The organism is Cryptosporangium japonicum (assembly GCF_039524755.1).
Lineage (GTDB): Bacteria > Actinomycetota > Actinomycetes > Mycobacteriales > Cryptosporangiaceae > Cryptosporangium > Cryptosporangium japonicum.
Genome location: NZ_BAAAGX010000006.1, coordinates 490,045 through 510,860 on the forward strand (window position 1 = coordinate 490,045; position 20,816 = coordinate 510,860).

Here is a 20,816-nt window from a genome sequence, read left to right on the forward strand (position 1 = left end):
TCACTGCGACCGCCCACCGGCAACGGTCGGGTGAGCGGTCGGGGTCGGGCGTTCGAGGGGTGCGCCCGACCCCTCCGCTCAATCTCACCCTCCGTAAGCGTGATCGGGTCCCGTCCCGCCCGCCGAGCGACGCTCAGCCATTCGGGGGATCAGCGTCGGCCGTCCCGCTACGTGTGACCCAGACCGTCTTTAGCTAGGTTTAAGGGAGCGTTCCGCGCCCGGTACGGCCGGGTATCGCCCAGTTCGACCCCATGCACGGAAGAGCACCAGCGAAACCAGCGATAACAAATGGTGCGGTTTCAACTACTGGTAGCGCTGATTTTTACGCGCACAAAAGGGATTCGAAGGGCGGAAAGCCACCAGTTCCTTGGTCGTTCTTGCTCCGGCCGCCCGGGGCTGGCATCGTGACGCCTTGTGTCGGAAACCGGTCTGCCGTTTCCGACCGACTCCGGACTCGATCCGAATGTGAACGCACTCGCGGCGCCACACGTGGATCGAACAGGGAGCAGGTAGGCCGTCGAAAGGCAGTTAGTGCAAGAGAGCGGGAATGTCCGGCACGTCGGACGCCATCGCGCACCGACAGCACCACGCGCCGGATACGCCATGGCTGTTACGACCGCAGTGGTCGGCGTCAGTGTCGCCGCCCTGGCGGTCGGCTCGGCGCTTCCGGCGGCCGACACGGCATCCGCCTCCGCCGCACTCGGCCAACAGGTCGACGCGGGCAAGCTCTCGTCGCAGTCGAGCGACGTCGGCAACACCACCCAGAAGGAAATCCGCAGCGGCGATACGCGCGCCTCGCGATCACTCAAGCGCAGCGGCGTCGGTGAGCCGGAACAGCTCCCCGTCTGGGTCAAGCCGGCCAGTGGGCCGCTCAGCTCGCTCTACGCCGCCCGCTGGGGCACGTTCCACTACGGCATCGACTTCGCCGCCGCCTACGGCTCGACCGTCAAAGCGGCGAGCGCGGGCACGGTCATCCGCGCGGGCTGGTACGGCGGGTACGGCCAGATCGTCATCATCGACCACGGCGACGGGGTGACGACCCGCTACGGGCACAACTCGGAGCTGCTCGTCTCGGTGGGTGACCACGTCGAAGCCGGCGACGCGATCTCCAAGGTGGGCAGCACCGGCCAGTCAACGGGCCCGCACTGCCACTTCGAGGTTCGCATCAACGACGTGCCGGAGGACCCCCTCAGCTGGCTCGAGGACCACGACGTCTCGGTGACGAGCGTCAACACCGGCCTCTGAGAAACCGGGGCGATACGCCTCGAGCACGACCCGGCCGGTGGACGGCCGCGCCGACGCCGCCGACCGCACCGTCGGAGCCGCGCAGTACCGCGCCCGACGAACCATCACGACCGCGCCATTCGTGGTCTCGCTCATCCCCGCACCACCCTCACCGTTCGACTCATCGTTCGAACATATGTTCGATTGTATCGGTAGAACGACCGTATAGCCAGCCGTTCGGTGGATCAGTTTGCGCCCGCGGACCACATCGGACTGTGGACCACTTCGGACTGTTGTGACGGACGCGACCTAGAGCTTCTCTAGTGGTGCGTAGCGAAGGAGGAACCAGCGGGGCTTGCCGTCTCCGAAGTCGACGGCCGCCTGGGCCCGGTCGCCGTCGCCCCGCTTCTCCACGACGCGGCCCAGCCCGTGCGCGTCGTGGGTGACCCGATCGCCGACCTCCAGCGAGATCGCCGGACGGTTGCCCGCTCCGGCCGCACGGGACGCGGGCCGCGCGGCCGACGCGTACTGCTGGGCGAGCCGCTCCTGGGCCGAGCCGGTGCCGCTCCACTTCGAGAGCGTCTCCTTCGGCGCCGGAGCCTGCCGCTCCCAGCTGAGCAACCCGGTGGGCACCTCGTCGAGGAAGCGCGAGGGCGGGTTGTACTGGGGCTGGCCCCAGGCGCTGCGCGTGATCGCCCGCGACAGGTACAGGCGCTCCCGCGCCCGCGTGATGCCGACGTAGGCCAGCCGGCGCTCCTCCTCCAGCTCCTTGGGATCGCCCAGGGACCGCAGGTGCGGGAAGACACCGTCCTCCAGCCCGGTGAGGAACACGACCGGGAACTCCAGGCCCTTCGCCGTGTGCAGCGTCATCAGCGTGACCTGACCCTGCTGGGCGGCCTGGTCGGCCCCCTCGGCGTCGTCGGGGGCCGGCGGGACGCTGTCGGCGTCGGCGACCAGCGCCACCTGCTCGAGGAACTCGACCAGCCCGGCCTCGGTCTCGGCGGCCGCCGCGCGCTCCTCGAACTCGCGAGCGACGCTCACCAGCTCCTGCAGGTTCTCGACCCGCCCCTCGTCCTGCGGATCGGTGCTCTCCTCCAGCTCGGCGAGGTAGCCGGTGCGCGAGAGCACCTCCTCCAGGACGATGCTCGGCGGCTCGGTCTCGGCCAGCTGGCGCAGCGAGGCCATCAACGTGGTGAAGTCACCGATCGACTTGACCGCGCGGCTGCCGATGCCGGGGGCCTCCCCCGCCCGTTCGAGCGCGGCACCGAAGCCGATGCGCTCGCGCGAGGACAGCGCCTCGACACAGGCCTCGGCACGGTCGCCGATGCCCCGCCGGGGCGTGTTCAGCACCCGGCGGACGCTCACGGTGTCGTCGGGGTTCGCGATGGCGCGCAGGTACGCCAACGCGTCACGCACTTCCTTGCGCTCGTAGAAGCGGACGCCGCCGACGACCTTGTACGGCAGGCCGACCCGGATGAAGATCTCCTCGAACACCCGGGACTGGGCGTTCGTGCGGTAGAACACCGCGACATCGCCCGGGCGGTGCGTGCCCGAATCGGTGAGCCGATCGACCTCGCCGGCGACCCAGGCGGCCTCGTCGTGCTCGTTGTCGGCCACGTACGCGGTCAGCGGGTGCCCGTCGCCGGCCTGCGACCAGAGGTTCTTGGGCCGCCGGTCGGGGTTGCGGGCGATCACCGCGTTGGCGGCGCTCAGGATCGTCTGGGTGGAGCGGTAGTTCTGTTCGAGCAGGATCGTGGTGGCCTGCGGGTAGTCACGCTCGAACTCGAGGATGTTGCGGATACTGGCGCCGCGGAACGCGTAGATCGACTGGTCGGCGTCGCCGACGACGCACAGCTCCGCCGGCGGCGGGTCGCCCTCGGCGTCGGTGCCCACCAGCTCGCGGACCAGCGCGTACTGGGCGTGGTTGGTGTCCTGGTACTCGTCGACCAGGACGTGGCGGAAACGCCGCCGGTAGTGCTCGGCCACGGCCGGGAACGCCCGGAGGAGGTTCACCGTGGTCATGATGATGTCGTCGAAGTCGAGCGCCTGGGCCTCGCGGAGGCGCCGCTGGTAGAGCGCGTACGCCTCGGCCAGCATGCGCTCGGCCGTACCGGACGCCCGGGAGGAGAACTCCTCCTCGTCGACCAATTCGTTCTTGAGGTTGCTGACCTGGGCCAGCAGCGAGCGGGCCGGGTACCGCTTGGGGTCCAGATCGAGCTCGCGGGCGACGAGCGTCATCAGGCGCCGGGAATCGTCGGCGTCGTAGATCGAGAACTGGGACTTGAGCCCCGCGGTCTTCGCCTCGGCCCGCAGGATGCGGATGCAGGCGGAGTGGAACGTGGACACCCACATCGACCGGGCGCGGTTGCCGATGAGCTCGGTGACCCGCTCCTTCATCTCGCCCGCGGCCTTGTTGGTGAACGTGATCGCGAGGATCTCGCCCGGCTGGGCACCGCGTTTCGCCAGGATCCACGCGACCCGGTGGGTGAGCACCCTGGTCTTGCCGGAGCCGGCCCCGGCGACGATCAACAGGGGCGTGCCCTCGTGGACCACGGCCGCCCGCTGCTGGTCGTTGAGCCCCTCGAGCAGCGCGGACGGGTCGACCTTGAGGTGGACGGGCCGACGGGCATTGGGGATGTCGAAGAGGGTGCTCATCGCCTCGCGACATTACTCCGGAGCACCGACAGTTCCGACCGCCGCTGGCCGAACGGCGCCCCTCGTGCAACACTGTTCGCGTGGTTCGACTGACGGCACGATTTTTTTACGGCTCCGGGCATCCGGCAGCCGTCTTCGTCGTCTGAACCCAGACCACTTCGACGCCCCGGGGCCCGGCCCCGGGGCGTTTTTTGTGCGCCCCGACGGACGGGTGCCCACCCGAAACCCTTGGAGAGCACGCCATGACCGCACCGACCACCACCACCGAGCAGGCGAACGACGAGATCGCCGCGCTCCGAGAACGCATCAACGCCGCGGACGACGAGCTGATCCGCATCTGGCGCGAGCGCGCCGAGCTCAGCCGGCAGGTGGGCGCCGCCCGGATGGCCGCCGGCGGTACCCGGCTCGTCCTCTCCCGGGAGCAGGCCATCGTCGACAAGTTCCGCCGCGAGCTCGGCACCGACGGCGCCCAGCTGGCCATGCTCGTTCTCCGGGCCGGGCGCGGACCGCTGTAGTCTCGCTGGAGTGAGTTTTCCGCCTTCGGTGAGCCCCATCGACGACGTCCAGCGCGTCCTGGTCGTCACCGCGCATCCCGACGACGTCGACTTCGGTTCGGGTGGCACCATCGCCACCTGGACGAAGGCCGGCATCGAAGTCGCCTACGTGATCGCCACCAGCGGTGACGCCGGCGGCTTCGACGAGTCGACCCCGCGCGACTCGATAGCGGGCATCCGCGAGGCCGAGCAGCGCGCCGCGGCCGCGGTCGTCGGCGTCACCGACGTCACGTTCCTCGGGTACCCCGACGGCGCGCTCTACGTCACGAACGAGCTGCGCCGGGACATCGCCCGGCAGATCCGGCGCGTCCGGCCCGACCGGGTGCTCACCACGTCGCCGGTCCGCGACTGGGCACGCACCCCCGCGGCCCACGGGGACCACGTCCGGATCGGCGAGGCGACGTTCGACGCGGTGTACCCGGACGCACGCAACCCGTTCGCCCACCCGACGCTGCTGCGCGACGAGGGCCTCCAGCCGTGGACGGTCCGGGAGATGTGGTTCTCCGGTACGCCCACCGCCGACCACGCCGTCGACATCACCGACGTCTTCGAGCAGAAGATCTCCGCGCTGCGCGAGCACGTCAGCCAGCTGCCCGGCGAGCTCGACGCGATGCGGACGCGGATCGAACAGTGGAACGGCGCCAACGCCGCGAAAGCCGGCCTCCCGGAGGGCCGGCTCGCCGAGCTGTACTCGGTGATCAGCACGGCATAGGTGCGCCGCGCATCGGGGTCTGATCGCGGGAGAAGGGGCCGCCTCCCGGCGGCCCTTTCTCAGCGGCCCGACTGGCTCGGGCCGAGCAGGAACTGGGTGTAGCGCACGCTCATCCGCGCCATGCCCTTGGTGACCCAGGCCGACACCCACAGCAGCACCAGCCCGACGCCGACCCACGGCATCGCCGACGCGAAGCTGTCGACGACGAACGGGTTGCTGCCGTCCCAGACGCCGAACAGGTAGATCTTGTCGTCGGGCATGGCCCAGTACCAGGTCCACAGCGTCATCGACCCCAGCGACGCCGCCCAGAACGCGAGCGAGACCGCCGCGGCCGTCAACGTCACCGGGAAGACGAACAGGTGGTGGAGCAGGTCACGCCAGGTCGACGGGGCGGCCAGCCACTGCCTGATCCGCTGCAGCAGCGTTCCGCTGACCACCGGGTAGGGCAGTGCGACCGGGGCACCGAGCAGGATCGAGGCCCGGCGCCGTTCCACTTCGGCCATCCCCCGGCTGACCGCGAACGCGGCCAACAGCACCGGCACCCCGACGACGAGCGCGGAGAACGTGGCGCCGAACGTCACGACGAGGATGAACGTGATCAGGCCGAGGATGCCGGTGAGGAAGCCGACGGCGAGATAACCGGCCGAACGCGCGGTCTCCCCGTCGAACGCGCGGGCAATCGGGTTCGGGACTGGCCGGGCAACGGCGGTCGCGGTCATCGGAACGTCCTCTCTCGGTTTCGACACCTCTGAACCTAGGGATCGGCGACGTCCGGCGAATCACCGTCATTAGCCACACCTGACCTAGCTCTCAGGTACTACTGGCCGGATGAGGTTCACGGTGAGCACCCCGCCGTCGCCGCCCCTGCCACCCGTGAGCGCCCTGCTGGCCGGCGCGGCCGAGGTCGATCTCACGCCGCCGCCGGGCCTCCCGAAGGCCGGCTATTCACGCAACGCGCGCACCGGTGTCGGTTTCCGCGGCCGGTTACGCGCCCGCGTGCTGCACCTGCGTGCCGGCACGGCGTCGGTGGTGATCGTCGCCTGCGATCTGCTCGGCGGCTCCGCGGTGGTGCAGCGCCAGGTGGCCGCACGCACCGGGGTGCCGCTCGCGGGGCTGTTCCTGGGCGCCACCCACACCCACGGCGCACCGGGCCAGTTCCTCGGCACCGACCTCTACAACGGCTTCGCGTCGAACCGGCCGGGCTTCGACCCGGTCTGGACCGAGTTCCTGGTGCGCCGGATCAGCGCCGGAGTGGAACGGGCGGTGGCTTCCCGGCGCCCGGCGGCGGCCGCGTGGGGCTCCACCGACGTGTGGGGGCTGACCCGGAACCGGTCGCTGGCCGCTCACGTCCGGAACGCCGACCGGGACGACCGGCGGATCGCGCCCCACCGCACGTACGCGTCGGTGGATCCGCGCCTGCGCGTACTGCGGGTGGACGGCACCGACGGGGACCCGATCGCGGCGCTCGCGGTGTTCGGCGTCCACGGCACCGGTATCCCGATGCGCAACAGCGTCTACAACGCCGATCTGTGGGCGTACGTCTACGAGGAGATGCGCGGCTGCGCCCCGGTCGTCGGCGCGCTGCAGGGAACGCACGCCGACGTCGCGCCCGCGCTGCGTCCGGGGCGGGCCGGTGACGTCGAGGCGGCCCGGGTGGGGCGGGGCATCGGCCGGGCCGCCGCCGCCCTCCACGCCGCGCTGACCCCGACCACCGACGTCGAGCTCGGAGCCGGGCTGCGTGAGGTCGACCTGACGGCGTCACGCACCTACGACGGGATCACGCTGCCGGAGCGCCCGGCGCTGGGGGCGGCGTTGATCGCCGGGGCCTACGAGAACGAGACACCGGTCGTGCACCGCATCCCGCCGTTCCGAGCGGGGGTGCCGAAGCCGCACGCGCCGGGCGATCCGCACGGAGCCAAGTGGGTGATCGGCTCCCGGTGGTTGCAGCCGGCCGTCGTCCCGCTGCGCCACTTCCCCCGGGTGATCCCGGTGCACGTGCTGCGTATCGGTTCCGCGCTGCTGGTCGGAGCGCCGTTCGAGATCACCGTCGACGCCGGGCGCCGGGTCGCGGCGGCGGCCGGGCCGGGTGACGTGATCGTGTCGTCGGTGGCGAACGAGTACGCCGGCTACTGCACGACCGCGGAGGAGTACACCAGGCAGCACTACGAGGGCGGCCACACGCTCTACGGACCGAACACGGCCGCGTTCCTGGCCGCCCACGCGGCCTCACTGGCGGCCGCGGTGACGCCGGGCGCCATGGTGACCGAGGCACCGCCCGAGCGGACGTTCGACCTCCGCGCCCACCGGTACTGGCCTCCCCGCGGGCCCGGAGGCAGCCCCCGGCGGGCCGGGACGGCACGGTTCGTCGACGTCACCGCCGAACAGGACGCCTACTGGGAGCAGGGCTGGTTCGACGCCGCCCCCGGCGACCTGGTCTGGCACGAACCGATCGCCCGGGTCGAGTGGCGGTCACCCGACGGCTGGCGACCGCTCGTCGACGATTCGTCCTGCGCCGTCGAGGTGCGGCACCACGGTGACGACCGCTACCTCGTGCGGTGGCACGACCCCGACCTGCGGCCCGGCCGCACCTACCGGTTCGTCGTGCGCGGCCTGGCCCTGGAGCCCTTTAACTAGTCCGGTCGACCACGTAGTACGTCAGCGACTCCAGCGCGTTGCGCGCGGGCACGTCCGGCAGCGTCGCCAGCAGATCGCGGGCGCGCTGGGCGTAGGCCGCCAGCGTGTCCCGGGCGCTGACCATCGCCGGCGACCCGCGCAGCAGCCCGAGCGCCTCCGCCACCTCGTCGTCGTCGGTGATCGGCCGGGAGATCAGCTCACGCATCCGTGCCTCGCCCGGATCGTCGCCGGCCAGCGCGTGCAGCACGGCCAGCGTCGGGACGCCCTCACGCAGGTCGGTGCCGGGCGTCTTGCCCGACTCCGCCGACGTGGACGCGATGTCGAGCAGGTCGTCGGAGAGCTGGAACGCCACCCCGATCTCCTCGCCGTACGCGGTGAGCGTCTCGGTGATCGCCGGACCGCAGCCGGAGAACATCGCCCCGAACCGCGCCGACGTCGCGATCAGCGAACCGGTCTTCTCGGCCAGCACGTGGAGGTGGAACTCCACCGCGTCGTCGCCGTCGGCCGGACCGGCGGTCTCCCGGATCTGGCCGGTGACCAGCCGGGCGAACGTGCGTGCCTGCAGCCGCACGGCGTCCGGGCCGAGGTCGGCGACCAGGTCCGACGCCCGGGCGAACAGGTAGTCGCCGGTGAGGATCGCGATCGTGTTCGTCCAGCGCGCGTTCGCACTGGGTGCGCCGCGCCGCACGGGCGCCTCGTCCATGACGTCGTCGTGGTAGAGCGTCGCCAGGTGGGTCAGCTCGGCCACCACTGCCGCCTGCACGACGGCGTCGGCCCCGGCGTTGCCGAAGTGTGCCGCCGACAACGCCAGCAGCGGCCGGAACCGCTTGCCGCCGGCCTCGACCAGGTGGCGGGCCGCGCTGTGCACCAACGGGTCGGCGTCCGACACCGCGGTGCGTAGCGCGTCTTCCACCTGGGCCAGGCCGGCGCGGACGGAAGCGGCGAACTCAGGCTCGATGGCCTCGATGCCGAGCAGACCTGTGCCGGTAGGTGCCACGTCCATCCCTGCTGTGCGCGTGTTCATCGAACAAATTGTGCCGCCTGCCCTGCGAGGTCGAGCAGTTGAGTCGGCACAACGCCCAGGGCGAGTGTGGCGAGCACCCCGATCGTCAGGGCAGCCGCGGTGAAACCACCCGGAACCGAAACGGTCGGACCATCCTCAGCAGGGTCAGACAGGTACATGAGCACAATTACCCGAAGATACGGGAAAGCGAGCACCATGCTCGCGATGACACCGACGATGACGAGTGACACCGCATCACCGTCGATCGCGGCCGCGAAGACCGCGAACTTCGAGATGAACCCGCTGGTCAGCGGCAGACCCGCGAACGCCAGCAGGAACAGCGTCATCACGCCGGCGTAGAGCGGCGAGCGGCGCCCGAGCCCGGCCCAGCGGGAAAGGTGCGTCGCCTCGCCGTCGGCGTCACGGACGAGCATGACGACGGCGAACGCGCCGATCGTCGTGAAGCCGTAGGCCGCCAGGTAGAACAGCGTCGAGGACACGCCCCGGTCGTTGAGCGCGACCACACCGGTGAGGATGAAGCCCGCGTTCGCGATCGAGGAGTAGGCCAGCAGGCGCTTGATGTCGGTCTGGGTCACCGCGAGCACGGCGCCGACCACCATCGTCAGCATCGCGATGCCGATCAGCACCGGACGCCAGTCCCACTTGGTCGACTGGAAGGCCACGTAGAACACCCGCAGGATCGCGCCGAACGCCGCGACCTTGGTGCAGGCGGCCATCAGCGCGGTCACCGGCGTCGGAGCGCCCTGGTAGACGTCCGGCGTCCAGGAGTGGAACGGCACCACACCGGCCTTGAACAGCAGGCCGATCAGCAGCATCGCCAGGCCGATGAAGAGCAGCGCGTCGTTCGCCGCCGAGCCGTTCACCGCGTCGTGGATCGCGGCCAGGTCGACCGCACCCGCGTAGCCGTAGATCAGCGCGACGCCGTACAGGAAGAACGCCGAGGCGAACGCACCGAGCAGGAAGTACTTGACCGCGGCCTCCTGGCTGAGGAGGCGACGGCGACGGGCCAGCGCGCACAGCAGGTAGAGCGGCAGCGAGAGCACTTCCAGGCCGATGAACATGATCAGCAGGTCGTTCGACGAGACGAACACCAGCATGCCCGCGAGCGCGAACATCGCCAGCGGGAACGCCTCGGTGTGCGACGTCGGCTCGCTGGCCAGACGCCGGTCGGGCGGGGAGCCCGCGACGACCGCGGCCTGCGCCACGAACGAGCCACCGGCGTCGAGCGAGCGCTCGGCCATCAGCAGGACGCTGATCGCGCCGAGCACGATGATGCTGCCGGACAGGAACAGCGCCGGCCCGTCGATGACGATGGCACCGCCGGCCGTGATCACCTCGCGCTGGGCCACGAGCACCACCGCCACGAACGCGGCCGCGAGCCCCACCAGCGAGAGCACCACCTGGACGAAGTGCCGGGCCCGGCGGGGCACGAACGCCTCGATGAGGATGCCGACGCAGGCCGCGCCGAGCAGGATCAGGATCGGCGAGAGCGCCGCGTAGTCGAGCTTCGGCGCCTGGATGTCGGCGGCCAGCACGTCAACAGCCGTGCTCATCGGTTTCCTCCGGCCACTTCACTGGGTTGCGGGTCTTGCTGGCCCACGTCGGTGAGCGTGGCCTTCACTGCCGGATTGATGACGTCGAGCAGCGGCTTCGGGTACACGCCCAGGCCGATGATCAGCACCAGCAGCGGGGCGATGACCCAGGCCTCGCGGCGGCTCAGGTCACGCCACTTCGGCGAGCCCTCCTCGAGCAGCTTCGGGTTGGTGGGCCCGTGCATCGTGCGCTGGATCATCCAGAGCACGTACAAAGCCGCCACCACGATGCCGAGCGTCGCGACGACACCGGCCACCGGGTTGCGCGAGAAGACGCCGAGCAGCACCAGGAACTCGCTGACGAACGAGTTGGTCATCGGCAGCGCCAGCGACGCCATACCGGTGACGAAGAACGCGCCGTAGATCCACGGCACGAGCCGGCCGACGCCCCCGTAGTCGGCGATCAGCGCCGAACCGCGGCGAGCGATCAGGAAGCCGACGACCAGGAACAGCGCGCCGGTGGCGATGCCGTGGTTGACCATGTAGAGCACCGCGCCGGAGCCGCCCTGCGTGGTGAACGCGAAGACGCCGATCGCGATGAACCCGAAGTGGGCCACCGAGGTGTAGGACACCAGGCGCTTCATGTCGTTCTGGCCGATCGCCAGCAGCGCGGCGTACAGGATGCCGATGATGCCGAGCACGATCACCAGCGGTGCGAAGAACCGCGAGGCCTCGGGGAAGAGCGGCAGGTTGTACCGCAGGAAGCCGAACGTCCCGACCTTGTCGAGCACGCCGACGAGCAGCACGGCCGCACCGATCGGGGCCTGGCCACCGGCGTCGGGCAGCCAGGTGTGGAACGGGAACAGCGGCGCCTTCACCGCGAACGCGACGAAGAACCCGAGCCAGATCCAGCGCCCGGCCGTGGTCGACATGTCCATTCCGGCGAGCTTGTCGAAGGCGAACGTGCCCTCGCCCAGCTCACGGACGCTCACCACGTAGAGCGCGATGACGCTGGCCAGCATGAACAGACCGCCGACCAGGGAGTACAGGAAGAACTTCACCGCCGCGTACTGCCGCTTCGGGCCGCCGTAGGACCCGATCAGGAAGTACATCGGGACGAGCATCGCCTCGAAGAAGACGTAGAAGAAGAACACGTCGGTGGCGACGAACACGCCGATCATGCAGGTCTGGAGCGCGAGCATCAGCGCGTAGTACGTCTTGACCGAGCGCCGGCCCTGCCCCGACTCGTGCCAGGACGCGAGCAGGACGATCGGCGTCAGCACCGCGATCAGCGCCAGCATCACCAGCGCGATGCCGTCCACACCGAACGCGAGCCGGGTGCCGAACTGCGGGATCCAGGTGTACGACGTGACGAACTGGAACCGGTCGCCGTCGGGGTCGAAGTTGGCGCAGACGACGATCGTCAGCACCAGCACCACGAGCGACCAGCCGAGGGCCAGCAGCTTCGCGAGCCGGTCGGCGCCCTTCGGGAGGAACGCCAGAACGATCGCGCCGACCAGCGGCAGCGCGGTCAGTACGGGGAGCCAGGGACCGTTCATCCGAGCCGCACCACCAGCAGCGACGCCAGCACCACGACCGCACCTCCGAGCATCGTCAGGGCATACGACCGGACGAATCCGGTCTGCAGGCGGCGGAGGCGGCCGGAGCCACCGCCCACCGCGGCGGACAGGCCGTTGACCAGGCCGTCCACCCCACGGCTGTCGACGTACACCAGCGCCCGGGTGAGCCACTGGCCGGGCCGCATGAAGACGGCCTCGTTGAACGCGTCCGCGTACAGGTTGCGCCGGGCGGCGACCACGAGCTGGTTGGCCGGCTGCTCGGCCTTGGCCGTGCCACCGCGGAAGAGCAGGTAGGCCAGCCCGGCGCCGACGAGCGAGAACACGATCACCAGCGCGGTGATCACGATCGGCTCCAGCTTGTGCGCGGCCTCGGGCGCCTCCGCCCCCCGCACCAGCACCGGCTCGAGCCAGTGCGACGTGCGGTCTCCCTGGGTGAGCAGGAAACCACCGGCCACCGATCCGACCGCCAGCACCATCATCGGCACGGTCATCGAGAGCGGCGACTCGTGCGGGTGGGGCTTCCCACCCTCTTCCTCGGTGGTCCAGCGCGGCTTGCCCAGGAACGTCAGCACGAACAGCCGCGTCATGTAGAACGCGGTGAGGCCGGCACCCAGCAGGGCCGCGCCGCCGAACAGCCAGCCCGACCAGCCGGGCCGGTCGAAGGCGTGCTCGATGATCGGGTCCTTGGAGAAGAAGCCGGAGAGCGGCGGGATGCCGATGATCGCCAGCCAGCCGAGCCCGAACGTCACCGTGGTGATCGGCATGTACTTCGCCAGCCCACCGAACCGCCGGATGTCGACCTGGTCGTTCATGCCGTGCATGACCGAGCCGGCGCCGAGGAACAGCCCGGCCTTGAAGAAACCGTGGGCGAGCAGGTGGATGATGCCGAGCGCGTAGGCCTCGCCGCCGAGCCCGACGGCCAGGAACATGTAGCCGATCTGGCTGACCGTGGAGTACGCCAGCACCTTCTTGATGTCGTCCTTGGCGCAGCCGATGACGCACCCGATGAGCAGCGTCAGCGCACCGATGACGCAGACCACCGTGCGGCCGGTCTCGGTCAGGTCGTAGATCGGCGCGGACCGGGCGATCAGGTAGACGCCCGCGGTGACCATCGTCGCGGCGTGGATGAGCGCGGAGACCGGCGTGGGGCCGGCCATCGCGTCCGGGAGCCAGGCCTGGAGCGGGAACTGGCCGGACTTGCCGCAGGCGCCCAGCAGCAGGAGCAGCGCCACGATCGTGACCGTCGTCGACGAGAGCTGGTCGACGTTGCTGAACACGCCCTCGAACGACGTGTCGCCGAGCGTCGCGAACAGCAGGAAGATGCCCAGCGCCAGGCCGACGTCGCCGACCCGGTTCATGATGAACGCCTTCTTCGCCGCGGTGGCGGCCTCCGGGCGCGTGTACCAGAACGCGATCAGCAGGTACGACGCCAGACCGACGCCCTCCCAGCCGACGTAGAGCGCGACGAAGCTGTTGCCGAGTACCAGCAGCAGCATCGCGGCCACGAACAGGTTCAGCATCGCGAAGAAGCGCCGCCGGCCCTCGTCGTGCGACATGTACCCGATCGAGTACACGTGGATGAGAAACCCGACGCCGGTGATCAGCAGCACGAACAGCGCCGACAGCGGGTCGTAGAGCAGCCCGGCGTCGACCTTCAGCCCGCCCACGTCGATGAACGTGAACAGGTGCTGGGAGATCTGCCGGCCCTCCTCACCCAGGCCGCGCAACTCGAAGAACTGGATCACGCCCAGGACGAACGCGACGCCGACCGTCGCGCACCCGAGCAGGTGCCCCCAGGCGTTCGCGCGGCGCCCGAGCAGGAACAGCACGAGCGCTCCGGCCAGCGGCAGCGCGATCAGCAACCAGAGCAGGGAAAGAGACCCCGTCGGCTCTGCATACTCCACGGCGCTTTATCCCCTCAGTACTTCAGCAGGTTCGCGTCGTCGACCGAGGCCGACTTACGGGTGCGGAAGATCGACATGATGATCGCGAGCCCGACGACGACTTCCGCGGCGGCGACCACCATGACGAAGAACGCCATGATCTGGCCGTCGAGCGTGCCGTTGATCCGGGAGAACGTGACCAGCGTGAGGTTGGCCGCGTTGAGCATCAGCTCGATGCACATGAACACGACGATCGCGTTGCGCCGCACGAGCACGCCGACCGCGCCGATCGTGAACAGCGCCGCGGACAGCAGCAGGTAGTAGGTAGGAGTCACGCCCTCAGCCCTTCGGGGTGGTCAGGCCACTGTCGAGTTCGCGTCGCTCCACCGAGGGCGCGACGCTGCCTTCGGCGGGCGTGCCGTCGGGGAGCAGGCCCGGGGTGGCCACCGAGTCCGACAGCGCGTAGACGCCGGGACCGGGCTTGGGAGCCGGGTGGTTGCCCTTCCGGAACCGGGCGATCGACCGCTCGCGCTGCGTCGGTACGCCGCCCTTGTCGCGCTCGACGTGGGCCAGGATCATCGCGCCGACCGCGGCGGTGATCAGCAGTGCGCTGGTGGTCTCGAACGCGAACACGTAGCGGGTGAACAGCACCGCCGCGAGCGAGTCGACGTTCCCGCCGCCGGCCTCATTGGTGCGGGCCAGGCCGACGGCCGACACCTCACCGAGCGCCCGGTAGAGGCCGGTCGTGACCAGCGCCGCCAGCCCGATGCCGAGCAGCACGGCGGCGAGGCGCTGCCCGCGTAGCGTCTCGACGATCGAGTCCGACGAGTCGCGGCCGACGAGCATCAGCACGAACAGGAACAGGATCATGATCGCGCCGGTGTAGACGATGACCTGCACGACGCCGATGAACGGCGCGGCCTGCAGGACGTAGAACACGCCGAGGCTGAACATCGTGCACACCAGGAACAACGCCGAGTGGATCGCGTTGCGGGCCAGCACCATGCCGAGCGCGCCGCCCAGCGCGACCGGCGCGAGCACCCAGAACGCGACCTTCTCGCCGGTCGGCGGGTCACCCGGTGCGGCGGCGGCCAGCACATCGAGAGCAACGCTCACCGGACGACCTCCTTCGATTCCCGCTCCGGACGCTCGGCACCGGCCGAGGCACCCGGGTTGGTGGGGCCCTGCACGTAGTAGTCGGTCTCGTTCTCGCCGAGCCGCATCGCGTGCGGCGGCAGCTCCATACCGGGCAGCAGCGGCGCGAGCAGCTGCTCCTTGGTGTAGATCAGGTCGGCCCGGCTGTCGCTGGCCAGCTCGTAGGTGTTCGACATGGTCAGCGACCGCGTCGGGCACGCCTCGATGCAGAGCCCGCAGAAGATGCACCGGGCGTAGTTGATCTGGTACACCGCGCCGTACCGCTCACCGGGCGAGTAGCGCTCGTCCTCGGTGTTGTCGCCGCCCTCGACGTAGATCGCGTCGGCCGGGCAGGCCCAGGCGCACAGCTCGCACCCGACGCACTTCTCCAGCCCGTCGGGGTGCCGGTTGAGCACGTGCCGACCGTGGTACCGGGGCGCCGCGGGGTGCGGCACGTCCGGGTACTTGATCGTCACCCGCTTCTTGAACATGGTCGAGAAGGTGAGCCCGAAGCCCTTGACCGAGTCGAGCACGTCAGTCCTCCTTCTCTTCGGTGGGCGGCTGTTCGTCCGCGCCCACCTTCGCGGGAACCTGCGGCTTGAGCCGCGGGGACGGCGGGACGACCAGGTCCATCGGCGGCACCGGGAAGTCGGACTGCGGGTTCGGGTCCCGGGCGTCGACTTCCTTCTTGGCGCGTTCGGGCACCAGCAGGCTGAGCGCGACGACGACCAGCAGCACGACCGCGAGACCGATCAGGACGTTGCGCGTGGAGAGGTCGTACTCGCGGCTGATCGTGCGCATCGCGGCGACGAGCAGCAGCCAGACCAGGCTGACCGGGACCAGGACCTTCCAGCCGAAGTGCATGAACTGGTCGTAGCGGAGCCGGGGCAGCGTGCCGCGGAGCCAGATGAACACGAACAGGGCCGCGACGACCTTGAGCAGGAACCAGAGGATCGGCCACCAGTTCTCGTTGGCGCCCGGCCAGATCGTCCCGATGCCGAACGGCGCGCGCCAGCCGCCCAGGAACAGCGTCGCGCAGAGCGCCGACACCGTGACCATGTTGATGTACTCGCCGAGGAAGAACATCGCGAACTTCAGCGAGGAGTACTCGGTGTGGAAGCCGCCGACCAGCTCGCTCTCGGCCTCGGGCAGGTCGAACGGGGCCCGGTTGGTCTCACCGACCGCCGAGATCGCGTAGACGACGAAGCTCGGCAGCAGCGTGAACACGAACCAGGTGTTCTCCTGCGCCCCGATGATCTCGCTGGTGGACAACGAACCCGCGGTGAGCAGCACCGGCACGATCGAGAGGCCCATCGCGATCTCGTACGAGATCATCTGCGCCGCCGACCGCATACCGCCCAGCAGCGGGTAGGTGGAGCCGGACGCCCAGCCGGCCAGCACGATGCCGTACACACCCAGCGACGAGCAGGCCAGGATGTACAGCACGCCGACCGGCAGGTCGGTGAGCTGTAGCGCGGTGACGTGCCCGAAGACCGAGACGTTCGGCCCCAGCGGGATCACCGCGAACGCGACGATCGCCACGATCGCCGAGATGATCGGCGCCAGGATGAAAACGGCCTTGTCGGCCGCCGCCGGGACGATGTCTTCCTTGAACGCGAGCTTGATGCCGTCGGCGAGGCTCTGGAGCAGACCCCAGGGCCCGACGCGGTTCGGACCCGGGCGCACCTGCATGTACCCGATGACCTTGCGCTCGCCCACGATCGTGAACAGGACGAGCAGCACGAGGATGGCGAAGATCGCGACGATCTTCACCAGGATCAGCCACCACGGGTCGTTGCCGACCGCGGCCGGTTCCGTGGCCGCCAGCACAGCGCTGGTGCTCATCAGGCCTCCCCCTCGGTGTCGACCGCCGGCCGGCCACCGTCAGCCGGGTCACCGCCGTCGCTGGTGGCGCGGGCCTCGACGTCGCCGAGGCCACCGTCGGCCGGAACACTGCCAGGGGCCCCCGACAGAACCGGGCCCGAGGCCGACCCTGCCGTAACCCGGACCACATCGCCCGCACCCACGCCGAGCGTCGGGCGCACCCGGGAGTCGACCGAGTTCGTCGGCACCCAGACCACCCGGTCGGGCATCTCGGTGACCGCGACCGGCAGCTGGATCGCGCCCCGGTCGGTCGAGACCAGGATGTGCGCGCCGGGCCGGACGCCGAGCTCGGCGGCCGTGCCCGGCGAGAGGTGCGCGAACGCGGGCTTCGCGGTGCCGGCCAGGTGCTCCTCGCCGTCCTGCAGCGTGCCCAGGTCGAGCAGGTGGTGCCAGGTGGCCAGCACGGCCTCGCCGTCACCGGGGCTCACCCGGGGCGCGGCCGGCTCCATCGGGGACGGCGGTGGGTCGGCCTCCGCGCCCGCGGTTCCGAGCGCGGTGGCCTCGGCCAGGATCGCCTCCGGCGTCGCGGCGCCCAGGTAGGCGCCCAGCTCCGAGGCGAGCGTGTCGAGCACCCGGGCGTCGCTCAGCGCGCCGGTGCCCTGGAGGGTGAGCCCGAACGGGCGGACCCGGCCCTCCCAGTTGATGAAGCTGCCGGCCTTCTCGGGCGCCGGAGCGACCGGGAACACGACGTCGGCGTACTCGGCGACCGCCGAGGAACGCAGCTCCAGGCTCACCACGAACGGCGCCGCCGCCAGCGCGGCGCGTGCCGCCACCGGGTCGGGCAGGTCGTCGGGGTCGACGCCGCCGACCACCAGGCCACCGAGCGTGCCGTCGGCCGCGGCCGCGAGGATCCCGGAGACCGAGCGGCCCGGCGCCTCGGGCACCGACGCACCCCAGGCGGCCTCCACCGCCGACCGACCGGCCGCCGAGGACACCTGGCGCCCGCCGGGCAGCAGGTTCGGCAGCGCACCGGCCTCGACCGCGCCGCGCTCACCGGCGCGACGCGGCACCCAGCCGAGCTTCGCGCCGGTGGACAGCGCCAGCAGCGAGGCCGCCGAGTACGCACCGCGGATGCTCGCCGCGCGCTCACCGACCAGGATCACCGCGCCCGGTGTGCGCAGGGCGTCGGAGAGCGAGGTCAGGTCGGGCAGCTCGCCGCCGCGCAGCGCGTCGAGCACCTTCGGCTCGGCGCCCGGCGTCGCCTGGATCAGCGTGCCGCCGAGCTTGTCCAGGCCGCGGGTGGCCAGCGGGGCCACCGACCAGACCTTCGCACCGCGCTTGCGCCAGGCCTTGCGCAGGCGGAGGAAGACGATCGGCGACTCCTCCTCCGGCTCGAACGCGACGAGCAGCACGGCCGGCGCGTTCTCCAGGTCGGCGTAGGTGACGTCGAGCGGACGCCCGGCCACGTGCGCGCCGAGGAACAGCGACTCCTCGTCGGAGTGCGGGCGGGCCCGGAAGTCCACGTCGTTGGTGCCGAGGGCGACCCGCGCGAACTTCGCGTACGCGTAGGCGTCCTCGTAGGCGAGACGGCCACCGGGCAGCACGCCGACGCCGCCGTTCTCCTTCGCGGCCTCGAGGCCACGGGCCGCGGCCTCGAACGCCTCGGTCCAGGAGACGGGTTCGAGCGTGCCCGCCGCGTTACGCACCAGCGGCTGCGTCAGCCGGGCCTTGCCGGTGGCGTAGGTGAACGCCCACCGGCCCTTGTCGCAGTTCCACTCCTCGTTGACCTCGGGGTCCTCGCCGGCCAGCCGGCGGAGCACCTTGCCGCGCCGCCAGTCGGTGCGCAGCGAACAGCCGCTGGCGCAGTGCTCGCAGACACTCGGCGTGCTGACCAGGTCGAACGGGCGGGCCCGGAACCGGTAGGCGGCGCCGGTGAGCGCACCGACCGGGCAGATCTGCACCGTGTTGCCGGAGAAGTAGGACTGGAACGGCTCGTCGGACGCGATGCCGACCTGCTCCAGCGCGGAGCGCTCCAGCAGCTCGATGAACGGGTCACCGGCGACCTGCTTGGAGAAGCGTGTGCAGCGGGCGCAGAGCACGCAGCGCTCGCGGTCGAGCAGCACCTGCGACGAGATCGCCAGCGGCTTCGGGTAGGTGCGCTTGACGTCACGGAACCGCGACTCGGCGGCGCCGTTGCTCATCGCCTGGTTCTGCAGCGGGCACTCGCCGCCCTTGTCGCAGACCGGGCAGTCCAGCGGGTGGTTGATCAGCAGCAGCTCGAGCGTGCCCCGCTGCGCCTTCTCGGCGACCGGGCTGGAGAGCTGCGTCTTGACCACCATGTCGGGCGTGACCGTGGCCGTGCAGCTCGCGACCGGCTTGCGCTGGCCGTCCACCTCCACGATGCACTGCCGGCAGGCACCGACCGGCTCGAGCAGCGGGTGGTCGCAGAACCGCGGGATCTGGATGCCCAGCTCCTCGGCGGCCCGGATGATCAGCGTGCCCTTCGGCACGGTGACGCTCAGGCCGTCGATCGTCAGCGTGACGGTGTCGACTTGCTCAGGTGCAACGGTCATCAGTGCGCTCCGGCGAGTGCGGCCTGCTCGGCCGAGAAGTACGGCGCCTTGCGGCCCTCGATGTAGTCGAGGTAGTCGTCGCGGAAGTACTTGAGCGACGACGTCACCGGGCTGGTCGCGCCGTCACCGAGCGCGCAGAACGACCGGCCGAAGATGTTGTCGCAGGTGTCGAGCAGCGTGTCGAGGTCGGCCTTGGTGCCCTGGCCGGACAGGATCCGGCGGAGCACCTGCACCATCCAGTAGTTGCCCTCGCGGCACGGCGTGCACTTGCCGCAGGACTCGTGCGCGTAGAACGCGATCCAGCGGTAGGTCGCGTACACCACGTCGTCCTGGTCGCTGAACACCTGCACGGCGGTCGTCCCGAGCATCGACCCGGCGGCCGCGGCGCCTTCGAAGTCCAGCGGGACGTCGAGGTGCTCGGCGGTGAACAGCGGCGTGGACGAACCACCCGGCGTCCAGAACTTCAGCTGGTGGCCGTCCTTCATGCCACCGGCCAGCTCCAGCAGCTCGCGCAGCGTGATGCCGAGGTGGCACTCGTACTGGCCCGGACGGTTGACCCGCCCGGAGATCGAGAAGATCTTCGGGCCCGGCGACTTCTCGGTGCCCATCGTCTTCCACCACTCGGAGCCACCGAGCACGATGTACGGGACGCTCGCGATCGTCTCGACGTTGTTCACGACCGTGGGGCCGCCGTAGAGACCGGCCACCGCGGGGAACGGCGGCTTGAGGCGCGGCTGGCCGCGGTAACCCTCGAGCGAGTCGAGCAGCGCGGTCTCCTCGCCGCAGATGTAGGCGCCGGCGCCGGAGTGGACGACCAGCTCCAGGTCGAAGCCGCTGCCGAGGATGTTGCGGCCGAGGTAACCGCGGGCGTAGGCCTCGTCGACCGCGTTGCGCAGGCGACGGGCGGCGTGCACGGCCTCACCGCGGATGTAGATCGCGGCGAAGTTGGCCCGGATCGCGTACGAGGCGATCACGATGCCCTCGATCAGGCCGTGCGGGTCGGCCATCATGTACGGCAGGTCCTTGCAGGTGCCGGGCTCGCCCTCGTCGGCGTTGACCACGAGGTAGTGCGGCTTGCCGTCGCCCTGGGGGATGAAGCCCCACTTCAGACCGGTCGGGAAGCCGGCGCCGCCGCGGCCGCGCAGGCCGGAGTCCTTGACCAGCTGGATCAGGTCGTCCGGGTGGGCCTTCATCGCCTTGCGCAGCCCCGAGTAGCCGTCGAGCCGCTCGTAGACCGAGATCTTCCAGGCCTCGGGCGAGAGCCAGCGCTTGGTGAGTACCGGGGTGAGGACTTCGCGCTCGCTCATTTCTGCCCCTCGTTCTGGTTCCTGGGGTCGGCCGGGGGTGCGTCACCGGCCGGCTTGGAGTCGGCGGCCGGCTCGGGCACGGTCGGGGAGGTCTCGGCCGGGTTCTCCGGGGTCTCGACGTCCTTGACCTGCGGGTCGGTCGTGGCCTGGGCCGGCTGCGCCGGAGCCTGGGCGACCGCC

The 20,816-nt window shown here is 70.5% G+C and carries 16 protein-coding genes; 4 read left to right on the forward strand and 12 right to left on the reverse strand.

Annotated elements, in window-relative coordinates:
- Nucleotides 1-603: 603 nt before the first annotated feature.
- A complete protein-coding gene (locus tag ABD437_RS07205; RefSeq protein WP_344647942.1) occupies nt 604-1,245 on the forward strand; it encodes a M23 family metallopeptidase in 642 nt (213 codons plus the stop codon).
- A 288-nt stretch (nt 1,246-1,533) separates the two neighbouring features.
- On the opposite strand, the gene pcrA is transcribed toward ABD437_RS07205, so the two are convergent.
- Entirely contained in the window at nt 1,534-3,879 is a 2,346-nt protein-coding gene (pcrA, locus tag ABD437_RS07210; protein WP_344647943.1) for a DNA helicase PcrA, read from the reverse strand.
- 242 nt (nt 3,880-4,121) lie between these two features.
- Here pcrA and ABD437_RS07215 point away from each other — a divergent pair, with 242 nt between their 5' ends.
- Nucleotides 4,122-4,394: a chorismate mutase gene (locus ABD437_RS07215; RefSeq protein WP_344647944.1), complete on the forward strand. Its 273-nt coding sequence runs from the start codon at nt 4,122-4,124 to the stop codon at nt 4,392-4,394.
- Nucleotides 4,395-4,404: 10 nt separating this feature from the next.
- Nucleotides 4,405-5,145, forward strand: a complete 741-nt coding sequence (locus ABD437_RS07220) for a PIG-L deacetylase family protein (RefSeq protein ID WP_344647945.1) — start codon at nt 4,405-4,407, stop codon at nt 5,143-5,145.
- 59 nt (nt 5,146-5,204) lie between these two features.
- Here the strand turns inward: ABD437_RS07220 and ABD437_RS07225 are convergent, their stop codons facing one another.
- Nucleotides 5,205-5,864 (reverse strand): sensor domain-containing protein, encoded by a 660-nt coding sequence (locus tag ABD437_RS07225; RefSeq protein ID WP_344647946.1) that lies wholly within the window; start codon nt 5,862-5,864, stop codon nt 5,205-5,207.
- A gap of 109 nt (nt 5,865-5,973) precedes the next feature.
- On the opposite strand from ABD437_RS07225, the gene ABD437_RS07230 reads away from it, so the two are divergent.
- Entirely contained in the window at nt 5,974-7,779 is a 1,806-nt protein-coding gene (locus ABD437_RS07230; RefSeq protein ID WP_344647947.1) for a neutral/alkaline non-lysosomal ceramidase N-terminal domain-containing protein, read from the forward strand.
- On the opposite strand, the gene ABD437_RS07235 is transcribed toward ABD437_RS07230, so the two are convergent.
- The 10 genes from ABD437_RS07235 to nuoF are packed head-to-tail and all read right to left on the reverse strand — an operon-like array spanning nt 7,772 to nt 20,636.
- Complete coding sequence (locus ABD437_RS07235; protein ID WP_344647948.1) at nt 7,772-8,803, reverse strand: polyprenyl synthetase family protein; 1,032 nt, start codon at nt 8,801-8,803, stop codon at nt 7,772-7,774. The two genes, ABD437_RS07230 and ABD437_RS07235, sit on opposite strands and share 8 nt — an antisense overlap.
- Complete coding sequence (gene nuoN, locus ABD437_RS07240; protein WP_344647949.1) at nt 8,800-10,356, reverse strand: NADH-quinone oxidoreductase subunit NuoN; 1,557 nt, start codon at nt 10,354-10,356, stop codon at nt 8,800-8,802. Before nuoN ends, ABD437_RS07235 begins: the two co-directional genes overlap by 4 nt.
- Nucleotides 10,353-11,894 (reverse strand): NADH-quinone oxidoreductase subunit M, encoded by a 1,542-nt coding sequence (locus ABD437_RS07245; RefSeq protein ID WP_344647950.1) that lies wholly within the window; start codon nt 11,892-11,894, stop codon nt 10,353-10,355. Before ABD437_RS07245 ends, nuoN begins: the two co-directional genes overlap by 4 nt.
- Nucleotides 11,891-13,819: an NADH-quinone oxidoreductase subunit L gene (gene nuoL / locus ABD437_RS07250; protein ID WP_344647951.1), complete on the reverse strand. Its 1,929-nt coding sequence runs from the start codon at nt 13,817-13,819 to the stop codon at nt 11,891-11,893. The genes ABD437_RS07245 and nuoL overlap by 4 nt, the downstream gene beginning before the upstream one ends.
- 14 nt (nt 13,820-13,833) lie before the next feature.
- Entirely contained in the window at nt 13,834-14,133 is a 300-nt protein-coding gene (nuoK, locus tag ABD437_RS07255; RefSeq protein ID WP_035858315.1) for an NADH-quinone oxidoreductase subunit NuoK, read from the reverse strand.
- A gap of 4 nt (nt 14,134-14,137) precedes the next feature.
- Nucleotides 14,138-14,914, reverse strand: coding sequence for an NADH-quinone oxidoreductase subunit J (locus tag ABD437_RS07260; protein WP_344647952.1), 777 nt, complete (start codon nt 14,912-14,914; stop codon nt 14,138-14,140).
- Nucleotides 14,911-15,465 (reverse strand): NADH-quinone oxidoreductase subunit NuoI, encoded by a 555-nt coding sequence (gene nuoI, locus ABD437_RS07265; RefSeq protein WP_344647953.1) that lies wholly within the window; start codon nt 15,463-15,465, stop codon nt 14,911-14,913. The genes ABD437_RS07260 and nuoI overlap by 4 nt, the downstream gene beginning before the upstream one ends.
- Before the next feature lies 1 nt (nt 15,466).
- On the reverse strand, nt 15,467-16,777 hold the full coding sequence (gene nuoH, locus ABD437_RS07270; RefSeq protein WP_344647954.1) for an NADH-quinone oxidoreductase subunit NuoH: 1,311 nt from the start codon (nt 16,775-16,777) through the stop codon (nt 15,467-15,469).
- Nucleotides 16,777-19,329, reverse strand: coding sequence for an NADH-quinone oxidoreductase subunit G (locus tag ABD437_RS07275; protein ID WP_344647955.1), 2,553 nt, complete (start codon nt 19,327-19,329; stop codon nt 16,777-16,779). The genes nuoH and ABD437_RS07275 overlap by 1 nt, the downstream gene beginning before the upstream one ends.
- Nucleotides 19,329-20,636, reverse strand: a complete 1,308-nt coding sequence (gene nuoF, locus ABD437_RS07280; RefSeq protein ID WP_344647956.1) for an NADH-quinone oxidoreductase subunit NuoF — start codon at nt 20,634-20,636, stop codon at nt 19,329-19,331. Before nuoF ends, ABD437_RS07275 begins: the two co-directional genes overlap by 1 nt.
- Between the last annotated feature and the right edge of the window lie 180 nt (nt 20,637-20,816).

Bases quoted from the DNA above. Each gene is read 5' to 3' on its own strand.
- ABD437_RS07205 (WP_344647942.1), top strand. From the start codon at position 604: ATGGCTGTTACGACCGCAGTGGTCGGCGTCAGTGTCGCCGCCCTGGCG.
- pcrA (WP_344647943.1), bottom strand. From the start codon at position 3,879: ATGAGCACCCTCTTCGACATCCCCAATGCCCGTCGGCCCGTCCACCTC.
- ABD437_RS07215 (WP_344647944.1), top strand. From the start codon at position 4,122: ATGACCGCACCGACCACCACCACCGAGCAGGCGAACGACGAGATCGCC.
- ABD437_RS07225 (WP_344647946.1), bottom strand. From the start codon at position 5,864: ATGACCGCGACCGCCGTTGCCCGGCCAGTCCCGAACCCGATTGCCCGC.
- ABD437_RS07230 (WP_344647947.1), top strand. From the start codon at position 5,974: ATGAGGTTCACGGTGAGCACCCCGCCGTCGCCGCCCCTGCCACCCGTG.
- ABD437_RS07235 (WP_344647948.1), bottom strand. From the start codon at position 8,803: ATGAACACGCGCACAGCAGGGATGGACGTGGCACCTACCGGCACAGGT.
- nuoN (WP_344647949.1), bottom strand. From the start codon at position 10,356: ATGAGCACGGCTGTTGACGTGCTGGCCGCCGACATCCAGGCGCCGAAG.
- ABD437_RS07245 (WP_344647950.1), bottom strand. From the start codon at position 11,894: ATGAACGGTCCCTGGCTCCCCGTACTGACCGCGCTGCCGCTGGTCGGC.
- nuoH (WP_344647954.1), bottom strand. From the start codon at position 16,777: ATGAGCACCAGCGCTGTGCTGGCGGCCACGGAACCGGCCGCGGTCGGC.
- ABD437_RS07275 (WP_344647955.1), bottom strand. From the start codon at position 19,329: ATGACCGTTGCACCTGAGCAAGTCGACACCGTCACGCTGACGATCGAC.
- nuoF (WP_344647956.1), bottom strand. From the start codon at position 20,636: ATGAGCGAGCGCGAAGTCCTCACCCCGGTACTCACCAAGCGCTGGCTC.